Source organism: Nioella sediminis, from assembly GCF_001879695.1.
GTDB classification, from domain to species: Bacteria; Pseudomonadota; Alphaproteobacteria; order Rhodobacterales; family Rhodobacteraceae; genus Nioella; species Nioella sediminis.
In genome coordinates, this window is record NZ_MNBL01000141.1 from 1 (window position 1) to 15,145 (window position 15,145).

14 protein-coding genes are annotated in these 15,145 nt (G+C 62.6%); 3 read left to right on the forward strand and 11 right to left on the reverse strand.

Translation table 11 applies throughout. From position 1 onward, the window contains the following. Positions 1-14 precede the first annotated feature (14 nt). A complete protein-coding gene (locus BKY26_RS16100) occupies positions 15-938 on the reverse strand; it encodes a LysR substrate-binding domain-containing protein (RefSeq protein WP_071691401.1) in 924 nt (307 codons plus the stop codon). A gap of 149 nt (positions 939-1,087) precedes the next feature. Between BKY26_RS16100 and BKY26_RS16105 the strand changes: the two genes are divergently transcribed. The 3 genes from BKY26_RS16105 to aroQ all read left to right on the forward strand — a co-directional run bounded on the left by BKY26_RS16105 (position 1,088) and on the right by aroQ (position 2,829). Then, positions 1,088-1,909, forward strand: a complete 822-nt coding sequence (locus BKY26_RS16105; RefSeq protein WP_071691424.1) for a TauD/TfdA family dioxygenase — start codon at positions 1,088-1,090, stop codon at positions 1,907-1,909. An 8-nt stretch (positions 1,910-1,917) separates the two neighbouring features. Next, positions 1,918-2,295: a carboxymuconolactone decarboxylase family protein gene (locus BKY26_RS16110; protein ID WP_071691402.1), complete on the forward strand. Its 378-nt coding sequence runs from the start codon at positions 1,918-1,920 to the stop codon at positions 2,293-2,295. An 87-nt stretch (positions 2,296-2,382) separates the two neighbouring features. After that, the gene (gene aroQ / locus BKY26_RS16115) at positions 2,383-2,829 is read left to right on the forward strand and encodes a type II 3-dehydroquinate dehydratase (protein ID WP_071691403.1); all 447 of its coding nucleotides are present in this window, start codon (positions 2,383-2,385) and stop codon (positions 2,827-2,829) included. A 57-nt stretch (positions 2,830-2,886) separates the two neighbouring features. Here the strand turns inward: aroQ and BKY26_RS16120 are convergent, their stop codons facing one another. The 10 genes from BKY26_RS16120 to BKY26_RS16165 all read right to left on the reverse strand — a co-directional run bounded on the left by BKY26_RS16120 (position 2,887) and on the right by BKY26_RS16165 (position 14,991). Beyond that, positions 2,887-4,668 carry a thiamine pyrophosphate-binding protein gene (locus BKY26_RS16120; RefSeq protein WP_071691404.1) on the reverse strand — a complete coding sequence of 594 codons (1,782 nt, stop codon included), beginning with the start codon at positions 4,666-4,668 and terminating at the stop codon, positions 2,887-2,889. Continuing rightward, on the reverse strand, positions 4,668-6,077 hold the full coding sequence (locus BKY26_RS16125) for an aldehyde dehydrogenase family protein (RefSeq protein ID WP_071691405.1): 1,410 nt from the start codon (positions 6,075-6,077) through the stop codon (positions 4,668-4,670). Before BKY26_RS16125 ends, BKY26_RS16120 begins: the two co-directional genes overlap by 1 nt. Then, positions 6,058-6,981, reverse strand: a complete 924-nt coding sequence (locus tag BKY26_RS16130; RefSeq protein ID WP_071691406.1) for a sugar phosphate isomerase/epimerase family protein — start codon at positions 6,979-6,981, stop codon at positions 6,058-6,060. The genes BKY26_RS16125 and BKY26_RS16130 overlap by 20 nt, the downstream gene beginning before the upstream one ends. Before the next feature lie 299 nt (positions 6,982-7,280). Then, positions 7,281-8,093 (reverse strand): citryl-CoA lyase, encoded by an 813-nt coding sequence (locus BKY26_RS16135; protein ID WP_071691407.1) that lies wholly within the window; start codon positions 8,091-8,093, stop codon positions 7,281-7,283. Positions 8,094-8,099: 6 nt separating this feature from the next. Then, complete coding sequence (locus tag BKY26_RS16140) at positions 8,100-8,987, reverse strand: shikimate dehydrogenase (protein WP_071691408.1); 888 nt, start codon at positions 8,985-8,987, stop codon at positions 8,100-8,102. After that, positions 8,984-10,876, reverse strand: a complete 1,893-nt coding sequence (locus BKY26_RS16145; protein WP_071691409.1) for a bifunctional sugar phosphate isomerase/epimerase/4-hydroxyphenylpyruvate dioxygenase family protein — start codon at positions 10,874-10,876, stop codon at positions 8,984-8,986. The genes BKY26_RS16140 and BKY26_RS16145 overlap by 4 nt, the downstream gene beginning before the upstream one ends. An 11-nt stretch (positions 10,877-10,887) precedes the next feature. Further along, the gene (locus BKY26_RS16150; RefSeq protein ID WP_071691410.1) at positions 10,888-12,183 is read right to left on the reverse strand and encodes a TRAP transporter large permease; all 1,296 of its coding nucleotides are present in this window, start codon (positions 12,181-12,183) and stop codon (positions 10,888-10,890) included. Beyond that, positions 12,180-12,743, reverse strand: coding sequence for a TRAP transporter small permease (locus BKY26_RS16155; RefSeq protein WP_193600203.1), 564 nt, complete (start codon positions 12,741-12,743; stop codon positions 12,180-12,182). The genes BKY26_RS16150 and BKY26_RS16155 overlap by 4 nt, the downstream gene beginning before the upstream one ends. A 39-nt stretch (positions 12,744-12,782) precedes the next feature. Beyond that, the gene (gene dctP / locus BKY26_RS16160; RefSeq protein WP_071691411.1) at positions 12,783-13,796 is read right to left on the reverse strand and encodes a TRAP transporter substrate-binding protein DctP; all 1,014 of its coding nucleotides are present in this window, start codon (positions 13,794-13,796) and stop codon (positions 12,783-12,785) included. A 118-nt stretch (positions 13,797-13,914) separates the two neighbouring features. Further along, positions 13,915-14,991: a Gfo/Idh/MocA family protein gene (locus tag BKY26_RS16165; protein ID WP_071691412.1), complete on the reverse strand. Its 1,077-nt coding sequence runs from the start codon at positions 14,989-14,991 to the stop codon at positions 13,915-13,917. Positions 14,992-15,145: the final 154 nt, after the last annotated feature.

A 15,145-nucleotide genomic window follows, 5' to 3' on the forward strand; every position in this document is an offset into this window, starting at 1 on the left:
CCGCCGCGACAGCTTCAAACACCGGGGAGGGTGAGGGACTGGGACGGGTCGGGATGTCTGAGCCATTGCGCAAAGGATCGGGCGGGGTCGGACAGCCCGCGTGGCGAAAAATGGACGCGCAGGCCACCGGGCGCGTCCATGTCCCACGGGCCGATGGATGTCAGAGCCCCGTTAGCCAGATGCGGAGCGACCACGATTTCCCAACCGAGCAGGATGCCCTGCCCAAGCCGGGCGGCCTCGATCGCGATGGCATAGCTGTCGAAGGTTGTTTTCGGCTTTGGCGGTGTGCCGATGCCATGGGCCTTCAGGAAATCCGGCCAGTGCAGCCAGTCACGCCGCGTGGGCGCGAATTCCAGCAGCGTAAAATCCAGCAAGTCGGACAGGCTCGGCTGCGCGGGCATTCCTTGCAGCATCGACGGAGCGCAAACCGGAAACACCCGGTCCGGGGCGATCAGCCAGCTTTCCTGCCCCTGCGTTTCGGGGCGACCGTGCAGCACCGCGACATCGAACTGACCGGCAAAGGTTTCGGGTGGGCGGTTTGACGACAGGACCTGAACATTGATCCCCGGATGCGCGCCTTCGAACTCCATGACCCTGCGGTTCAGCCAGCTGGTCGTCAGGCTGTGGTCGCAAAAGACCGTGACGCTTGGGGTTTTGCCTTCCTCTATCGCGGCCTCGACCGCATCGCAGATCATGTCCAGCGCGGCCGGCAGGTCCGCGATCAGGCGTTGCCCTGCCGAGGTCAGTACAATGCCCTTGGGCGTGCGGTTTGCCAGGTTTTGCCCAAGGAAGTCCTCCAACTCTCGCAACTGGCGGCTTACGGCGGCCTGGGTGAGGCCAAGCGCGTCAGCAGCTGCGGTAATGCTGCCGGTCTTTGCAACCGCCACAAAGGCGACGAGCCGGGACGTGGAGGGCAGGAGTCGGCGATATTTTCTCATAACCTTTGGTAATGCAGTTTGACAGAATTCCTCAATATAAAAGCTGGTTCCCTGTCCCTAAGCTTTCAGAAGTGTTGTCAGGAACGGCCATCGCCCCAACGGATGGTATCCGGGCAACGGACATGATCAAGCTGAGGGAGAAGCATTCCATGGATGTCGCGAAAATCACACCGGCCATTGGCGCAGTCTTGACCGGGGTCGACCTGTCTGCCCCGCTGACGCAGGCCATGGCAGATGCGCTCTATGCGCAGTTGATGGACCATCAGGTGATTTTCCTGCGTGGCACCGATCTTCCGCCTGCCGCGCATCTGAAGCTTGCCGAAAGCTTTGGCCAGTTGGACGAGCCGCACCCGCTTTATCCGCATGTGGACGGGTATGAGCAGATCGTTAAGCTGGAAAACGACAGCGGCGCGCCGCCCGATACAAACACGTGGCACACCGACCTGACCTTCAAACGGGTTCAGCCCTTTGCCTCGATCCTTGTGGCGCGGGTCGTGCCAGAGGTTGGTGGCGATACCATGTGGTCCAGCTGCTACGCCGCCTATGACCGCCTGCCCGAGGGGATGAAACAGGATCTGGAGGGGCTGGAGGCGATTCACGACATGGGGGATTTCCGAAATTCCTTCCCCTCCAAGGAACAGCTCGACAGCGCCATGCCGCGCTTTGGCCACATGATCCGGCCCCTCATCGGCACGCATCCGGTGACCGGCCGCAAATTCCTCAACTTCAATGAGGCGTTTGTCACGCATATCCTGGGTCTGCCGACCAACGCCGCCAATTCCCTCAAGACCTGGCTGACCAATCACATGAACAAGCCCGAAGATCAGATGCGCTGGCGCTGGCAGGCCGGTGACATCGCTATGTGGGACAATCGCTGCACCATGCATTATGCGGTGGCCGATTACCTTCCCGCCTACCGCTGCATGAACCGCGTGACCGTCATACGCGACGCCCGAGCCCCGGAGGACTGAGAAAACCCATGACCGACGAAAAATACCCCTACACCGAAGCGCAACGCCAATCGGACGACTGGAACCCGGTCTGGGACAAGATGGCCGAGATGGACCCGGAGTATCTGGAAGGCTTCCTGCATTTCCGCTCGGTCCCGCAAAACCACGGGCCGCTGGAGCAGAAATACAAGGAACTGATCTTCATCGCGATCAACGCGGCGACGACGCATCTTTGGGCGCCGGGCGTGCGGCGGCATATCCAGAACGCGCTCCGCGCAGGGGCCACGCGCGACGAGATCATGGAGGTGATCCAGCTGACCACCATCATGGGCATCCACGCCATGACCATGTCCACCCCGATCCTCGAAGAGGAACTGGCGAAGTTCGAGGAAGAGGCCTCGTTCTGACACTTCCGGGTGCAAAAGCTTGATAGAGGGCGGTTTCGCTGCCATTAGAAGGCGAACGCCGCCCCTCATGCCCCGGAAAGACCCGATATGAGCCAGACCATCTACATTCTGAACGGCCCCAACCTGAACCTGTTGGGCCAGCGACAGCCGGAGTTGTACGGCCATGACACGCTGCAGGATGTGGAGCGCAATTGTGCGGCAGAGGCTTCGGGCTTCGGGGTCGAGGTCAGGCAGATGCAATCGAACCACGAGGGCCAGTTGGTCGACTGGATCCACGAGGCGCGAGAGCAGGCGGCCGGAATCGTGCTGAATGCCGGGGCCTATACCCACACGTCGATTGCCATCATGGATGCGCTGAACACGTTCGACGGCCCTGTGATCGAGGTCCATGTCAGCCAGATCCACAAGCGCGAAAGCTTTCGCCACACGTCATATGTGGGTCAGCGGGCGGATGCGGTTCTGATGGGGTTTGGCGTCAATGGCTATACGTTGGCCGTGCGCCATCTGTGCGAGATGCTGACGACCAAGGCTTGACCGCAACCATCCCCCGCGAGGGCAGGGGAGGCCGCTTTCTTCGCCATGACCCGCCGATCAGGTGGATACGTGGCTCACATCCTTATCAGGCGAGTAGATGTCGAGGATGTTCCAATGCCCGGTCGTGGGCGTCGGGTTGTTGATCATTGCCACGTCCAGAACCGTCGGCTTGCCGCTGGCAATCGCCGCCAGAAGGGCGGGCAAAAGCTCGTCGGCAGAGGTCACCCGCACCCCTTCCGCGCCATAGGCCCGCGCGATCTCGGCATAGCCCGGCCCGTTCGTGGGCGCAGCGGCGGTGCCGGGGAAGGTGGTGCCATATGTCAGCCCGTAATGCGCCTTTTGCAGGCCTGCGATGGTGCCAAATGCGTTGTTGTTCATCACCAGCCAGATGATGCCCAGATCAAGCTCCACCGCCGTGGCCAGCATAGAGGGGTTCTGCCCGAACCCGCCATCGCCCACGAGGCTGAGCACCACCCGGTCGGGTGCGGCCAGCTTGGCACCGATGGCCGCCGGGGGGCCGAACCCCATGGTGGCAAAGCCGCCCGGCGTCAGGATTGACCCCGGCGTGAGGATATCGAACTGCTGGCCCACGCCGTTCTTGTTCCAGCCCACATCGGTGGTGATGATTGCGTCCTCGGGCAGCGCTTTGCGGGTGTCGGCCAGAATGCGTTCGGGCATCATCGGGAAAGCCGGGCTCTCTGCCATCGCCGTGTTTGACGCCTTGAAAGCGGTGCGGAACTCGGCGATTTCGGCCCTCTTCTCCGACCGTGCAAACCCGTCCGGATACATCTCTTTCGCAACACGGGTAAGCACCCGCAGCGCCGCCTTGGCATCTGCCACCACGCCGATCTCGGTCGGATAGTTGCGGCCGATCTCCTGCGGTTCGATGTCGATATGGATGACCTTTGATCCGGGAATGTTGAAGGTATAGCCGGGATACCAGCTGGAACAATCGGCTTCCTTGAACCTTGTGCCGACGGCGAAGACATAGTCGGCATTCAGGCAGGACTGGTTCACCAGTTCCGTGCCCCAGAACCCGGTCATGCCCATGACCAAGGTGTGATCATCGCGCAACGCGCCCTTGCCCATCAGCGAATGCGCCACGGGCAGGCCCATATGCTCCACGAACTCCCGCAACTCCTCGCTCGCCTTGGCCAGCAGGATGCCGCCGCCCACATAGGCCACGGGGCGATCCGCCTTGGCCAGCCGTCCGATGATCTCGCGCGCGGTGTCATCGTCGATAGAGGGTTTCACCAGTGCGCGGGTGTTGTCCCTGATCCGGTCGAAACTGTCCGCCGGGATGCGTGCGCTGAAGATGTCCATCGGCACGTTGACCAGCACCGGACCGGGCTGGCCGCTTTCGGCCAGATGGAACGCCTTTTCGAGGATCTCCGCCATCAGGTCGGCCCGGTCCACCCGCCAGGCGCGTTTCACGAAGGGGCGGTAGATTTCCCATTGCGCGGCGTCGGCATGCAGGTTGACCTCCTGATGCGGGTGTTTGCCGTAGTAATGCGTCGGGATATCGCCTGCGATCACCACCATCGGAATGCAATCCAGCGCCGCATTAGCGACCCCGGTGGCGCAGTTGGTCAATCCCGGCGACAGGTGCGACAGCACAACAGAGGCCTTCCCCGTCACCCGCGCATAGGCATCCGCCGCATGGCTGGCGATCTGTTCATGGCGCACGGTGACAAAGTCGATGGGACTGTCCGCAAGCGCCGCCAGCACCGCGATATTGGTATGGCCGCAGAGGCCGAACACATGGCTGACCTCGCGCCGTTCAAGGAAATCGACGATATGTTCGGCGACGGTCTTGTCCTGAAGTGCTGCGCCGTCCATCACGCGACCTCCTGTCCGAAGAACTCACCGAACAGCTCCTCCTCCGATGGGCGATCCTCGGGGATCGGGCGGCTGACCCAGGTGTAATTCATCATGTGTTTCATCGTAACGTTCTCATTGGTGATGTTGCCGCCCCAGATCCCGCAACCAAGGCTGGAGGTCATCGGCATCCCGTTTGTCCATGCGCCTGCATTGGCCTTGGATTGCGGCTGGCGGACCATCATGCGGCTGACGGGGGCCAGACGGGCCAGCCGGTCGATGTTTTCATCATTGTGGCTGTAGATGCCGCAGGAATGGCCCTTGCCCCCGGTCTCATAGATGGCGCGGACGGTTTCCAGCGCGTCATCGAAGGTCTCGAAGTGGTAAAGCGCCATCAGTGTGGTCAGCTTTTCCTTGGAAAACTTGTGTTCAGGCCCGATCTGGCCCTGGTTTTCAACCATCAGAAACTTGCGATCCTCGGGGATGGCGAACCCGGCCACCGCAGCCGTTTGCTGCGGGCGACAAGCGATGGTGGGGAAGGTACGGTTGCCCTTTTCGTCCCACATGGCCGCCTCAAGCAGGGCCTTTTCCTGCGCGTTGCACAGATAACCGCCTTCGGCCTCCAATGCCTTGACCATGGCGTCATAGATCGAGCGCTGGATGATGATGTTACCATCCGCCGAACAGCCGGACCCGAAGTCGGAGGTTTTGGAAATCCGCGTATTCGCTGCCGCAATCTCGATATCCGCTGTCTCGTCGATGACGATCGAGGAATTGCCCGCACCCACGCCATAGGCCGGTCGGCCAGAGGAGTAGGCGGCCTTCACCATCGGTTTGCCGCCGGTGGCAAGGGTCAGGTCACAGACCTCCATCAGGTGCTGCGTCAGGGGGATCGAGGGCTTGCGGATCGCCTGAAACAGATCCTCCGGCGCGCCCACGGCCCGGCAGGCGGCGCGCATCACTTCGACCATCTCATAGGTCGTCTGCGCGGTGCGGGGGTGGGGGCTGAAGATGACCGCATTACGCGCATTGGCCGAGGACACGCCCGTCACCGGTGGCGTCATTGCCGGGTTGGTCATCGGGATGAGCGAGGCAATCACACCGGCGGGTTTGGCGTATTTGACCAGCCCTTTGGCCTCATCCACCTCCACGATACCGGTCGAGGGCGTGCGCAGCACGTCGCGCAAGACCATGTGGATCTTGAACCGCTTGGCGGGTCGCCCTTCGCGGTCGCCGATGCCGCTTTCATCGACACCCTGCTGTGCCAGACGGGTAAAGGTCTTCTCGTTCCCCGCGTACCACGCAATCGCCTGGCTCAGACGATCCAGGTCTTTCTGGCTCCAGCCCTCGACCTTTGCCATGGCTGCGCGGGCGCGCGATAGCATGTCAGCCACAAGCTGTCGGTCGTCTTCAGTCAGGTCTTTGCCCATGATGGCCCTCGTTGGTTGTGTTGGCTTGCGCCAGAACAGGATCGGGGTGCAGGCGCTTGGATCGCGCCGCCCCGAAGGTGCGTTTCGCCTGGATCAGACAGCGGCGGGCGTGTTCTTCGAGCCCGAGCTCGGCCACGCGGCTCTGATTGGGCAGTTCGATGGAATAATCGACCGGCGGCATCCGTTCGATGATGCCGGTGAAGTCGATCCAGCCCTCGCCGGGGTAGAGTCGCGCATCGCGGGCAAGCTGGATCATGCCTTCGCGCGTGTCGGCGATACCGGGCAGGCAGTCGGATATGTGGAGGAAATGCAGCAGCTCGCTTGGCACATGTAGCAGCTCGCCTATATCGACGCGGCTGAGATGCAGGTAGAGCGTATCGACCAGAATGCCGCCATTTGGCCGGTCTGCGGCGCGCACGATATCGAGCGCCTCGTCCAGGGTTCTGAGCCGCGAGAAGGAGGGAAATTCCAGATCAACACTCAGCCCGTATTTCGCGGCGATATCACAGGTCTCGCCATAGCACTCGACGAGGAAATTCCGGTCGTCGCGGTCGGTTGTCCAGGCGCTCATGATCAGGCGCTTGGCCCCCAGTTCACCGCCCAGTTCCAGCGATGGCTCAAAACTTTTCGGGTCGCAGTCGTCGGTGATCCGCGCAAGTTCGATGTCCAGAACCTTCAGCCCGGTCGTCTTCAGCGCCAGCTTGGTGGCCGCCACCAGCGCCTTGTCCTCGGGCCGGTTCGCAAACTCGCCGGGCACATGCATGGGGATGAAGCGGGGGCTGACCGCGTCATATCCCGCGCGCGCCGCGATATAGACGAGCTCGGGCGCGGAACAGTCGATCAGCGTCAGGTGGGCCAGAGAATATAGCGGCTCTGGCCGGGGCGTTTGGTCTGTCTTCGCCATCGCAGAAGCTCCGCGGAATCATGATACAGGACTGTATATATGTGGTGAAAAGAAAAATATATGACATTTTTAAAATCATCAATCATTTCGCGAGGCCAGATCCTTGCCCTCTGGTTTTTTTTATTATTTACAACGAGTTGAAAGGCGTGGCTTGCGTACCTTCCGACTTGAGGTGACAGGCGGGACAGCGCTTTGGGCAACATCGGATCGCGTTGCGAACGCGCATCTGTTCGAAGGCCGCGCGCGGTGAGGGCGTGGCTGCAAGCGGTCGATCCGGCCTCTTTGCAGGGAGGCAGCGGTTAACTGGTGACGTCCTTGGGCTGGTATTCCGGAAGGAACTTCGGCGGCATCGGCCCCTTGTTGCGGCCGCCCTGCTGCATCTGTTCCCAGCCATGGGCCAGCACCCCGACGGACCGCGACAGGCAGAACAGCCCACGCGACAGGGGGGGCGGGAAGCCAAGCTCGCAGAAGATCACCGCCGTGGCCCCGTCGATATTCATCGCAATCGGACGCCCGCCGCGCTGGCGGCCAAGCTCGTCCTGCACGGCCTCGCCGATCACGGCAAAGCGGCCCGAGACTGTGCCCGCCTCGGCGGCCTCCCGCACCAGCGCCATCAGGCGCGGCGCGCGCGGATCGACGGGTTTGTGAAAGCGGTGGCCAAAGCCCGAGACGATCTTGCCATACTCGGCCCGCCAGGCATCGAGCCCGTCGCGCACTGCCTGATCCAGAGGCGCGCCACCATCCATCCGGGCGGCGATGTCATAGTATAGTTCAGCGCATTGTTCTCCCGCGCCGCCATGCACGTCGCCAAGCATGTTCACACCCGTGGCCATCACGTTGTTCAGCCCCACGCCACAGGTCGCGGCCATGCGGGCGGCAGCGATCGAGGGGGCCTGCGGCCCGTGATCGACCCCGGCTACAAGGGCGCATTCAAAGAGGTCTGCCTCGGCCCGCGTCGGCAGATCGCCGCGCAGCATCAGCCAGATCATCTGCGGGAAACTGACGGTCCCGATCAGGTCCTGAATTGGGTGCCCGCGAAAGGCGATCTTTCCCGGCTCCATGTCGATGATGGAGGTGCGCCACCAATGGCGGATCTCGTCTGCGTCATTCATCTGAGCTTATCCTGAAGATTCTGCTGAAACTATATCAGGTGCGGTCAGCCTGTCGAACTCAGCGGCCATACGGTCGGCATCCGCCTGCTGTCCGGTGATGATCTGAAAAGCCTGGGCGGCCTGATGAATGGCCATGCCAGCCCCGGACATTGTGCGGCATCCCATGGCCCGCGCGATCCGTAGCAGCTCGGTTTCCAGGGGGAAGTACACGATATCCGACACCCAGATATCGGGGCGCACACAGTCGACGGCAATCGCTGTGCCGGGATAGGCGTTCATTCCCATGGGCGTGGCATTGACCACACCGCCCACGTCGCGCAGCGCCGCACGGTCAAGCGTGTCGGGCGCGTGCAGGCGGCACGTGGGGTATTGCGCAGCAAGCCTGTTCAGCAATGCCCGCGTCTGGTCGGGCTCCTTGCTGAAAACGGACAGCGCCCGCACGCCAAGCGTAATCAGCGCATGGGCCACCGCAGCCCCCGCGCCGCCAGCCCCAAGCAGCAGGACATGATCCATTCCCGCACCCGGCAAAGCGGCGCGAAAGGCTGTGGCAAAGCCGCTGATGTCGGTGTTGTGCCCGATCCGGCTGCCGTTGAGGAACTGGACGGTATTTACCGCGCCGATCGCCTTGGCCTCAGGCGATAGCTCGTCCAGCAAGGGCAGAACCTGCACCTTGAACGGATGGGTGATATTGAGGCCCCGAAAGCCTGCCTGTTCCGCGGCGTCGATCATCTGGGCAAGGCTCTGCTCCCGATAGGGGGGCAGGGCGGTGTCCATCCGGGCGTAGCGATAGTCAAGACCATGGGCACGCCCCTCGGCCTCGTGCATCGACGGCGTGAGCGACCCTGAGATCCCGTGCCCGATCAACCCGGCCGTCATGGCGTGCCCCGGGCTCATCTCAGGGGCATCCCGGCGGGGCGCAGCAGACGGCTTTGCGCAGCGATGCGCACAGGCGCGTTGCGCGCGCCATAGCCCGTGTAGCCGTTTCGGCGTTCGACGATCTCGAAGAAGAACCCACCCAGGATCGGCAGGCTGTAGATCTGAAAGAACTCTCCGCCGTCAGTGCGGGAATACAGGATGTTTCCGTCCATCAGGCGCGCCACCATGGCCGCGTCCAGATCGTATATTGACTGGATATGAGCGTAGTAATTGGCGGGAATGGCCAGTCGCTGAAAACCGGACGCGGCCAGCAGGGCGGAAGTTTCGAAAATGTCATCGCTCAGAAGCGCAATATGCTGCACGCCCGCGCCGAACTTGTCGGCGATGAAGGCACCGGCCACGGTCTGTCCCGGTTCGGTGCCGTTCAGGTTGAGCCGGATCTCGCCCTCAGGGGTCTGGATTGCCTGCGAATGGACATGGCCTGCCGGGTCGTGCACATCGACCACGGGCGATTTTCGCATGTCGAAGGTTGACAGGTAGAACAGCAGCCAGCTCTGCATGTCCTCATGGCGCATGGTCTGCGCCAGATGGTCGATCCTGCGCAGGCCCGCTGGTTGCGTCGCCTCGGTGCGGGGGACGGGCAGGAACTCGATGTCCCAGACCCGGTGCAGGTCGGATTTCTCGTCGATGAAATGCACGACGCTTCCGCCGACGCCGCGCACGGCGGGGATGTCCAGCTCTCCCGCGCCCACGGGCTGCGAGAACAGCGACCCGCCAAGTCCCGTTGCGCGTTTGGCGGTCAGCGTCGCATCCTCCACCCGCAGGCCCATGTCGCAGACGGTCGGGCCATGGGCGAGGAAAGCGGAATGGGCAAAGCCGCTTCGTTCGGTGTTGATGACGATATTCACCGCACCTTGCCGCCACAGCTCGACCGATTTGGTCCGGTGCTGACGTTCGCGCCGGAACCGCATGGATCGCAGGGTTTTCCGCATGTCGTCGGCACTGCGTTCATCGGCGGCAAACTCGATGAATTCGAACCCGGTTGCGCGGACCCGTTTGGGCAGGGCGGGGATGTCGAAATTCATACCCGGCTCGGGGCTGTCCACCTCGTCAAGCAGGTTTAGAAGGGCGCGATAGGCGTCTGAGGCCACGGCAGCGGGGCCATTCCTCGTTGCCACGTCATTGGCGGTGGCGATGGACCAGGGGCCGCAATAGCCAGCCCGCGCCAGAACCCGGACGAAGCCTGCAAGGTTCAGATCCCCCTGACCGGGAAGCATCTGGAAGTGATGCGCGAGATATTGCAGGCCCATATCGAGTTTCGGGGCGTCGGACAGCTGCACATGGAAAACCTGCGCGCCGTCGAGGCCGCCCAACCGGGCCGGGCGGGAGCCATCGGCGAGGGAATAGAGGCTGTTCAGCCCAAGACCGAGCGCCGGGCTGTCGATCTCGGCGATCAGCTCCGCCGCAGTATCCTCTCGGGTCAGGGTGCGCGCCCATGGTAGCGCCTGAAAGGCCGCTTTCACCCCGCGCGCCTCGGCCCGCGCGGCAAGCTCCCTAAGGTCTTGCAGAAGCCGGGTCCGATCCGGGGTGGCCTTGGGGGAGGAGGAGGCGCGCACCACCAGAAGATCCGTCCCAAGCGCGCCCATCCGGTCGAACACACGCTCCAGCCGGTCAAAGGCCGCAACTCTCGGGCGACCGTCCAATCCCTCCAACCCATCAAAGGCCAAGAGCGCCGAGATGGTCAGCCCGTGGTCGGAGACAAGCCCGGCCAGATCGCGGGCGCTGCCCTCGTAACCGGTGAAATCCGGCTCCGACAGGTCGATGCCATTGAAACCGGCCTCGGCAATGGCCTTCAGTTTCTGCGGGACGTCACCGGGGACGGCAGAGGTGGCAATTGTCAGTGGCATGGCGTGGCCCCTCAGCCTCCGTATCCAAGCAAGCGTGGCAGGAACAACACCAGATCGGGGAACAGGATCAGCAGCAGCAGCGCCCCGATCAGAACAGCGAGGAAAGCCCAGATCTCGCCGATGATTTCTTTCAGCGGAATGCCCGTTACGGCGTTGATCACGAACAGGAGGATGCCATAGGGCGGCGTGATCAGTCCGATCATCGAATTGACCACCACCAGAACCCCGAAATGCACCAGGTCGATGCCAAGCTCCCGACAGGCGGGAATGAACAGCGGCACGATGACAAGGATGATCGTCGTGGCATCCAGCACGCAGCCAAGGGCCAGGATCAGCAGGTTGACCAGCAGCAGGAAGACCAGCGGGTGAATGTCGATGCCGACCAGCGAATTGGCGACCATGGCGGGGATGTTTTCCGAGACCACCACGAAATTCAGGATCAACGCGCCGCCGATCACAAGGCCCACGGCGGCAGAAGACCGGGCGCTTTCCACGAAGATGTTATAGAGCGCGCGCAGCGACAGGGCGCGGTAGAACAGCCCGGCCAACAGCAGCGCATAGAGCGCGGCGACGGCAGCGGCCTCGGTCGGCGTGGTGACGCCGCCATAGATGCCGTAAAGCAGGATGACCGGCATCAGCAGGGCCGGGAAGGCATTGGCGGTGTGCCTTGGCAGTTGCTTCAGCGGCACCGGTTCTTCCAGTGCGAAGCCGCGCTTTGACGAGATGTAATAGTTCATCGCCATCAGCACGACGCCCATGATCAGGCCGGGCACAATGCCCGCCAGAAACAGCGCCCCGATGGAGGAGTTGGAGACCAGCGCATAGAGCACCATGGGAATCGACGGCGGAATGATCGGCCCGATCGTGGCCGAGGCGGCGGTGATTGCGGCGGCATAGCCGGGGGCGTAGCGGCCCCCCTTGGTCATCATCTGGATGATGATCTTGCCGATCCCGGCGGCATCCGCCACGGCGGAGCCGGACATGCCGGAAAAGATAAGCGACGCCACCACATTCACATGGCCAAGCCCCCCCCGGAACCGGCCCACGGCGGCCACGCAGAATTGCAGCAACCTGTCCGAAATGGTGCCCGCGTTCATGATATTCGCGGCCACGATGAAGAGCGGAACAGCCAGCAGGATGAAACTGCGGTAGAGCCCTTGCAGGATCTTCTCACCGGCAAGCGCGAGGTCCAGCCCGGCAAAGCCCAGATAGACCAGCGAGGCGAGGATGATCGCATAACCAATTGGCGTGCCGATCCCGGCCAGAACGAACAGGGTGACGAGGCAGGAAGCAAGCTCGAAGCTCATGTCGCGTCCTCCCCGTGGCGGATATGGGGCGGTTCGGGATCATGGCCCGGTATCTCGTGGTCGTCGTCGGGCGGGCCATTGCGTAGCACGTCGACGAACCGCCAGGCGTAGCGGGCGATGATGACAATCATGAAGATGGCGTAGACGGAAAAGATCGTGCGCAGCGGAATGCGGTCGCCTGTGAAGGGGTTTTCCACGGTCGAGGTGCGGCGCATCCGCATCCAGTCGATATAGTCCCATGTCGGCAGGAAAGAGATGCCCATGCCGATGACGATGGCAGCGGCGGCGGCAAGCGCCAGCACCTGACGCACGCGGCGCCCGCCTGCGAGGTAGAAGATGTCGAAGGTGACGTGGTCGCGTTCCTTCACGATGAAGGCGCAGCCAAAGAAGACGATCCAGACCCATAGGATCAGGCACAGTTCCAGCGTCCAGCCGAACGGGTTCAGCATCACGTAGCGCGAGAATATCTGGATCAGGAAGGTCAGGAACATCGCCGCGAGCATCATCGCGGCGATGAATTCCGTTCCGTGGGTGAACCACTTGCGAAGCTTGTTCAGCATGAGACGACCTCCGGAACGGAATGATGTATTTAGGGACGATTAGTTACCCAGAGCATTGATTTGCTCAAGCACGCCCTCGGGCCAGGTCTCGGCAAATTCGCTGTCGAGATAGGCCGCCTGAACCGCCTCGCGGAACGCGGCGGTGTCGGGCTCGTAGATCGTCATGCCCTGTTCTTCGAGGAAGGCGACCAGTTCGTCTTCCAGCTGCAGCTGACGCTGACGGCCCAGTTCGGCGGCGTCATCGGCGGCCTGCTGGACGATGGCCTGCTGCTCGGCATCCATGCTCTGCCACACGGCTTCGGAGATGGTGATGTAGTTCAGGTCGACGAGATGCGAGGTCAGCACGATCTGACAGGTCACTTCGTAGAAACGCGCGTCAACCACGGTCGGCAGCGGGTTGTCCTGCCCGTCCACGGCACCGGTCGAAAGGGCGGTGTAGACCTCGGAGAAGGACATCGGCGTCGGCGCTGCACCAAGCGCACGGCCCAGGAACTGCCACGCGTCCGTGCCGGGCATCCGCAGGTTCACGCCTTCCAGATCGGCCGGGGTGTTGACAGTCAGCTCATCGGGGCACTGGCGCAGGTTCACCTGACGGCGGCCCAGATACATCACCGACAGAAGACGCGCGCCAAGATCGTCGATCACGCGCTGCTGGAACGGCTCGAACAGCGGGTCATTGAAGACGGCAACCTGGTGGGCGGCGTCCTGATGGACATAGCCTGCGGTGAAGATCGAGAACTCGGGGAAGAACTGCGCCAGTTCCTGCGCCGAGGAGATTGTCATCTCCAGGTTGCCGCGGCTGATCGCTTCCAGCTCGGTGCCCTGTGCAAAGAGTGTCGCGTTATAGGCGGGCTCGTAGCTGGCAAAGCCCGACACGGCGGGGCCGAAGACCTCTGCCATTGCAACGGACCGCTGGTCGGTTTCCGACCCGGACATGGACAGCCGCAGCTGGATCATGTGGCCATCCGCGAAGGCGGCGCCCGATGCGCTGGCCAGAAGGCCCGCGGCAAGAGTTGCCGACATGGCGGCTCTGCGTGTGAAGTTCAGTTTCATGATGTGTCCTCCCTGACACGAGTTTTGCTGGATGGTCAGCGGTTTGGGTAGTGCCGCCCGTGACAGCCGCAGCTGTCCTGAAAGGGCGTGGTGAATTTCTCTTGCCTGCTGTCTCTCGTCATATTGCCACCCCGACAGTCGGCGTGTCCGCAAAGGTTTCCGGCACCTCCGCCTGTCCGGTCAGCGCGGATTTCTGGATTGCTTCGATGACGCTGAGCGTCCGGGTGCCTTCCCGGCCAGAGACCAGAGGCTCGGTCTCTCCGGCGATGACCGACAGGAAATGCGCAATCTGGTTTTCCAGCGGATCGGAGGAGGGCCGGGCAACAGTGGTCGCGTTGATCGGTTCCCACCAGTCCCGCCTGCCGGTCTGGTTCCAAAGGGTGCAATCGGGCAGCGACAGCGACGCCTCGCTGCCGCCGATCAGGTAGCAGCTTTGCGATGTGGCGGGGTAAACCGGGTATTCGCGCGCGGTCAGTTCCCAGCTCCAGGGTGCAACGATCCCGTCGGACAGGGTCAGCGTGCCGATAGCGCCGGTGTCAAAGCGCATCACCGCACCGGCCACTTCCTCGTTCTCGAAACCGCGACTCGACGGGGCGGCCTGCGCCTGAACGCTGACAATCTCGCCGCAAAGATGGCGCAGAAGGTCGATGTCATGCACCAGATTGACCGAAATCGGCCCGGCCCCCTTGCGGGTCCGCCAGGGGGCGATGTCGAAATAGTGGTCGGGCTTGTAGAACCAGCATTGCGAATGCACCGCGCGGATCGCTCCGACGGCCCCGCTATCGATGATCTGCTTGGCCTTCTGGACCAGCGGGTTATGGCGGCGGTGATGGCCGACGAGCAACGGCACATCCGCCTGTTCTGCCGCCCGTACCAGTTGCATGGCGTCTTTGGCGCTGGCGGAAATCGGTTTTTCGACAAGCACGGCACAGCGGTTGCGAATGCACTCCAGCCCCTGATCCACATGCATCAGGGTCGGGGTGGACAGGATGACCCCATCGGGATGGTCGGAGGCAAACAGCTCCGCAAGGCTGCCGTGGCAGGGAATTCCGTGCTGTGCAGCATACTGGCGGGCCTCGTCACTTGGGTCGACGATAGCAGAGACGTCCGCGCCCGGATTGCGCCAGATGGCCTCTGCGTGACGCCGCCCGACCAATCCCGCGCCGACAATCGCAATGCGTGTCGGGCCATTCATGGCTGTGCGCGTCCCGTGTCGGGGCAATCGCTGCCTGTGGGTGTCATGTCGTCGGCTGATGTCACGTCTGTTCTGGTCCGGTCTGTCGCAGGGGCATTGCGCCCCGTTCTTGTTTGTCGAATCGACGATAGTGGTGCTAGCAGATAAAATCAAT

Excerpts from the sequence above, each read along its gene's own strand:
- BKY26_RS16140 (WP_071691408.1), bottom strand. The coding sequence starts at position 8,987 with ATGAGCCCGGGGCACGCCATGACGGCCGGGTTGATCGGGCACGGGATC.
- BKY26_RS16165 (WP_071691412.1), bottom strand. The coding sequence starts at position 14,991 with ATGAATGGCCCGACACGCATTGCGATTGTCGGCGCGGGATTGGTCGGG.
- BKY26_RS16110 (WP_071691402.1), top strand. The coding sequence starts at position 1,918 with ATGACCGACGAAAAATACCCCTACACCGAAGCGCAACGCCAATCGGAC.
- BKY26_RS16135 (WP_071691407.1), bottom strand. The coding sequence starts at position 8,093 with ATGAATGACGCAGACGAGATCCGCCATTGGTGGCGCACCTCCATCATC.
- BKY26_RS16125 (WP_071691405.1), bottom strand. The coding sequence starts at position 6,077 with ATGGGCAAAGACCTGACTGAAGACGACCGACAGCTTGTGGCTGACATG.
- BKY26_RS16155 (WP_193600203.1), bottom strand. The coding sequence starts at position 12,743 with ATGCTGAACAAGCTTCGCAAGTGGTTCACCCACGGAACGGAATTCATC.
- BKY26_RS16130 (WP_071691406.1), bottom strand. The coding sequence starts at position 6,981 with ATGGCGAAGACAGACCAAACGCCCCGGCCAGAGCCGCTATATTCTCTG.
- aroQ (WP_071691403.1), top strand. The coding sequence starts at position 2,383 with ATGAGCCAGACCATCTACATTCTGAACGGCCCCAACCTGAACCTGTTG.
- BKY26_RS16145 (WP_071691409.1), bottom strand. The coding sequence starts at position 10,876 with ATGCCACTGACAATTGCCACCTCTGCCGTCCCCGGTGACGTCCCGCAG.
- dctP (WP_071691411.1), bottom strand. The coding sequence starts at position 13,796 with ATGAAACTGAACTTCACACGCAGAGCCGCCATGTCGGCAACTCTTGCC.
- BKY26_RS16120 (WP_071691404.1), bottom strand. The coding sequence starts at position 4,668 with ATGGACGGCGCAGCACTTCAGGACAAGACCGTCGCCGAACATATCGTC.
- BKY26_RS16150 (WP_071691410.1), bottom strand. The coding sequence starts at position 12,183 with ATGAGCTTCGAGCTTGCTTCCTGCCTCGTCACCCTGTTCGTTCTGGCC.
- BKY26_RS16105 (WP_071691424.1), top strand. The coding sequence starts at position 1,088 with ATGGATGTCGCGAAAATCACACCGGCCATTGGCGCAGTCTTGACCGGG.
- BKY26_RS16100 (WP_071691401.1), bottom strand. The coding sequence starts at position 938 with ATGAGAAAATATCGCCGACTCCTGCCCTCCACGTCCCGGCTCGTCGCC.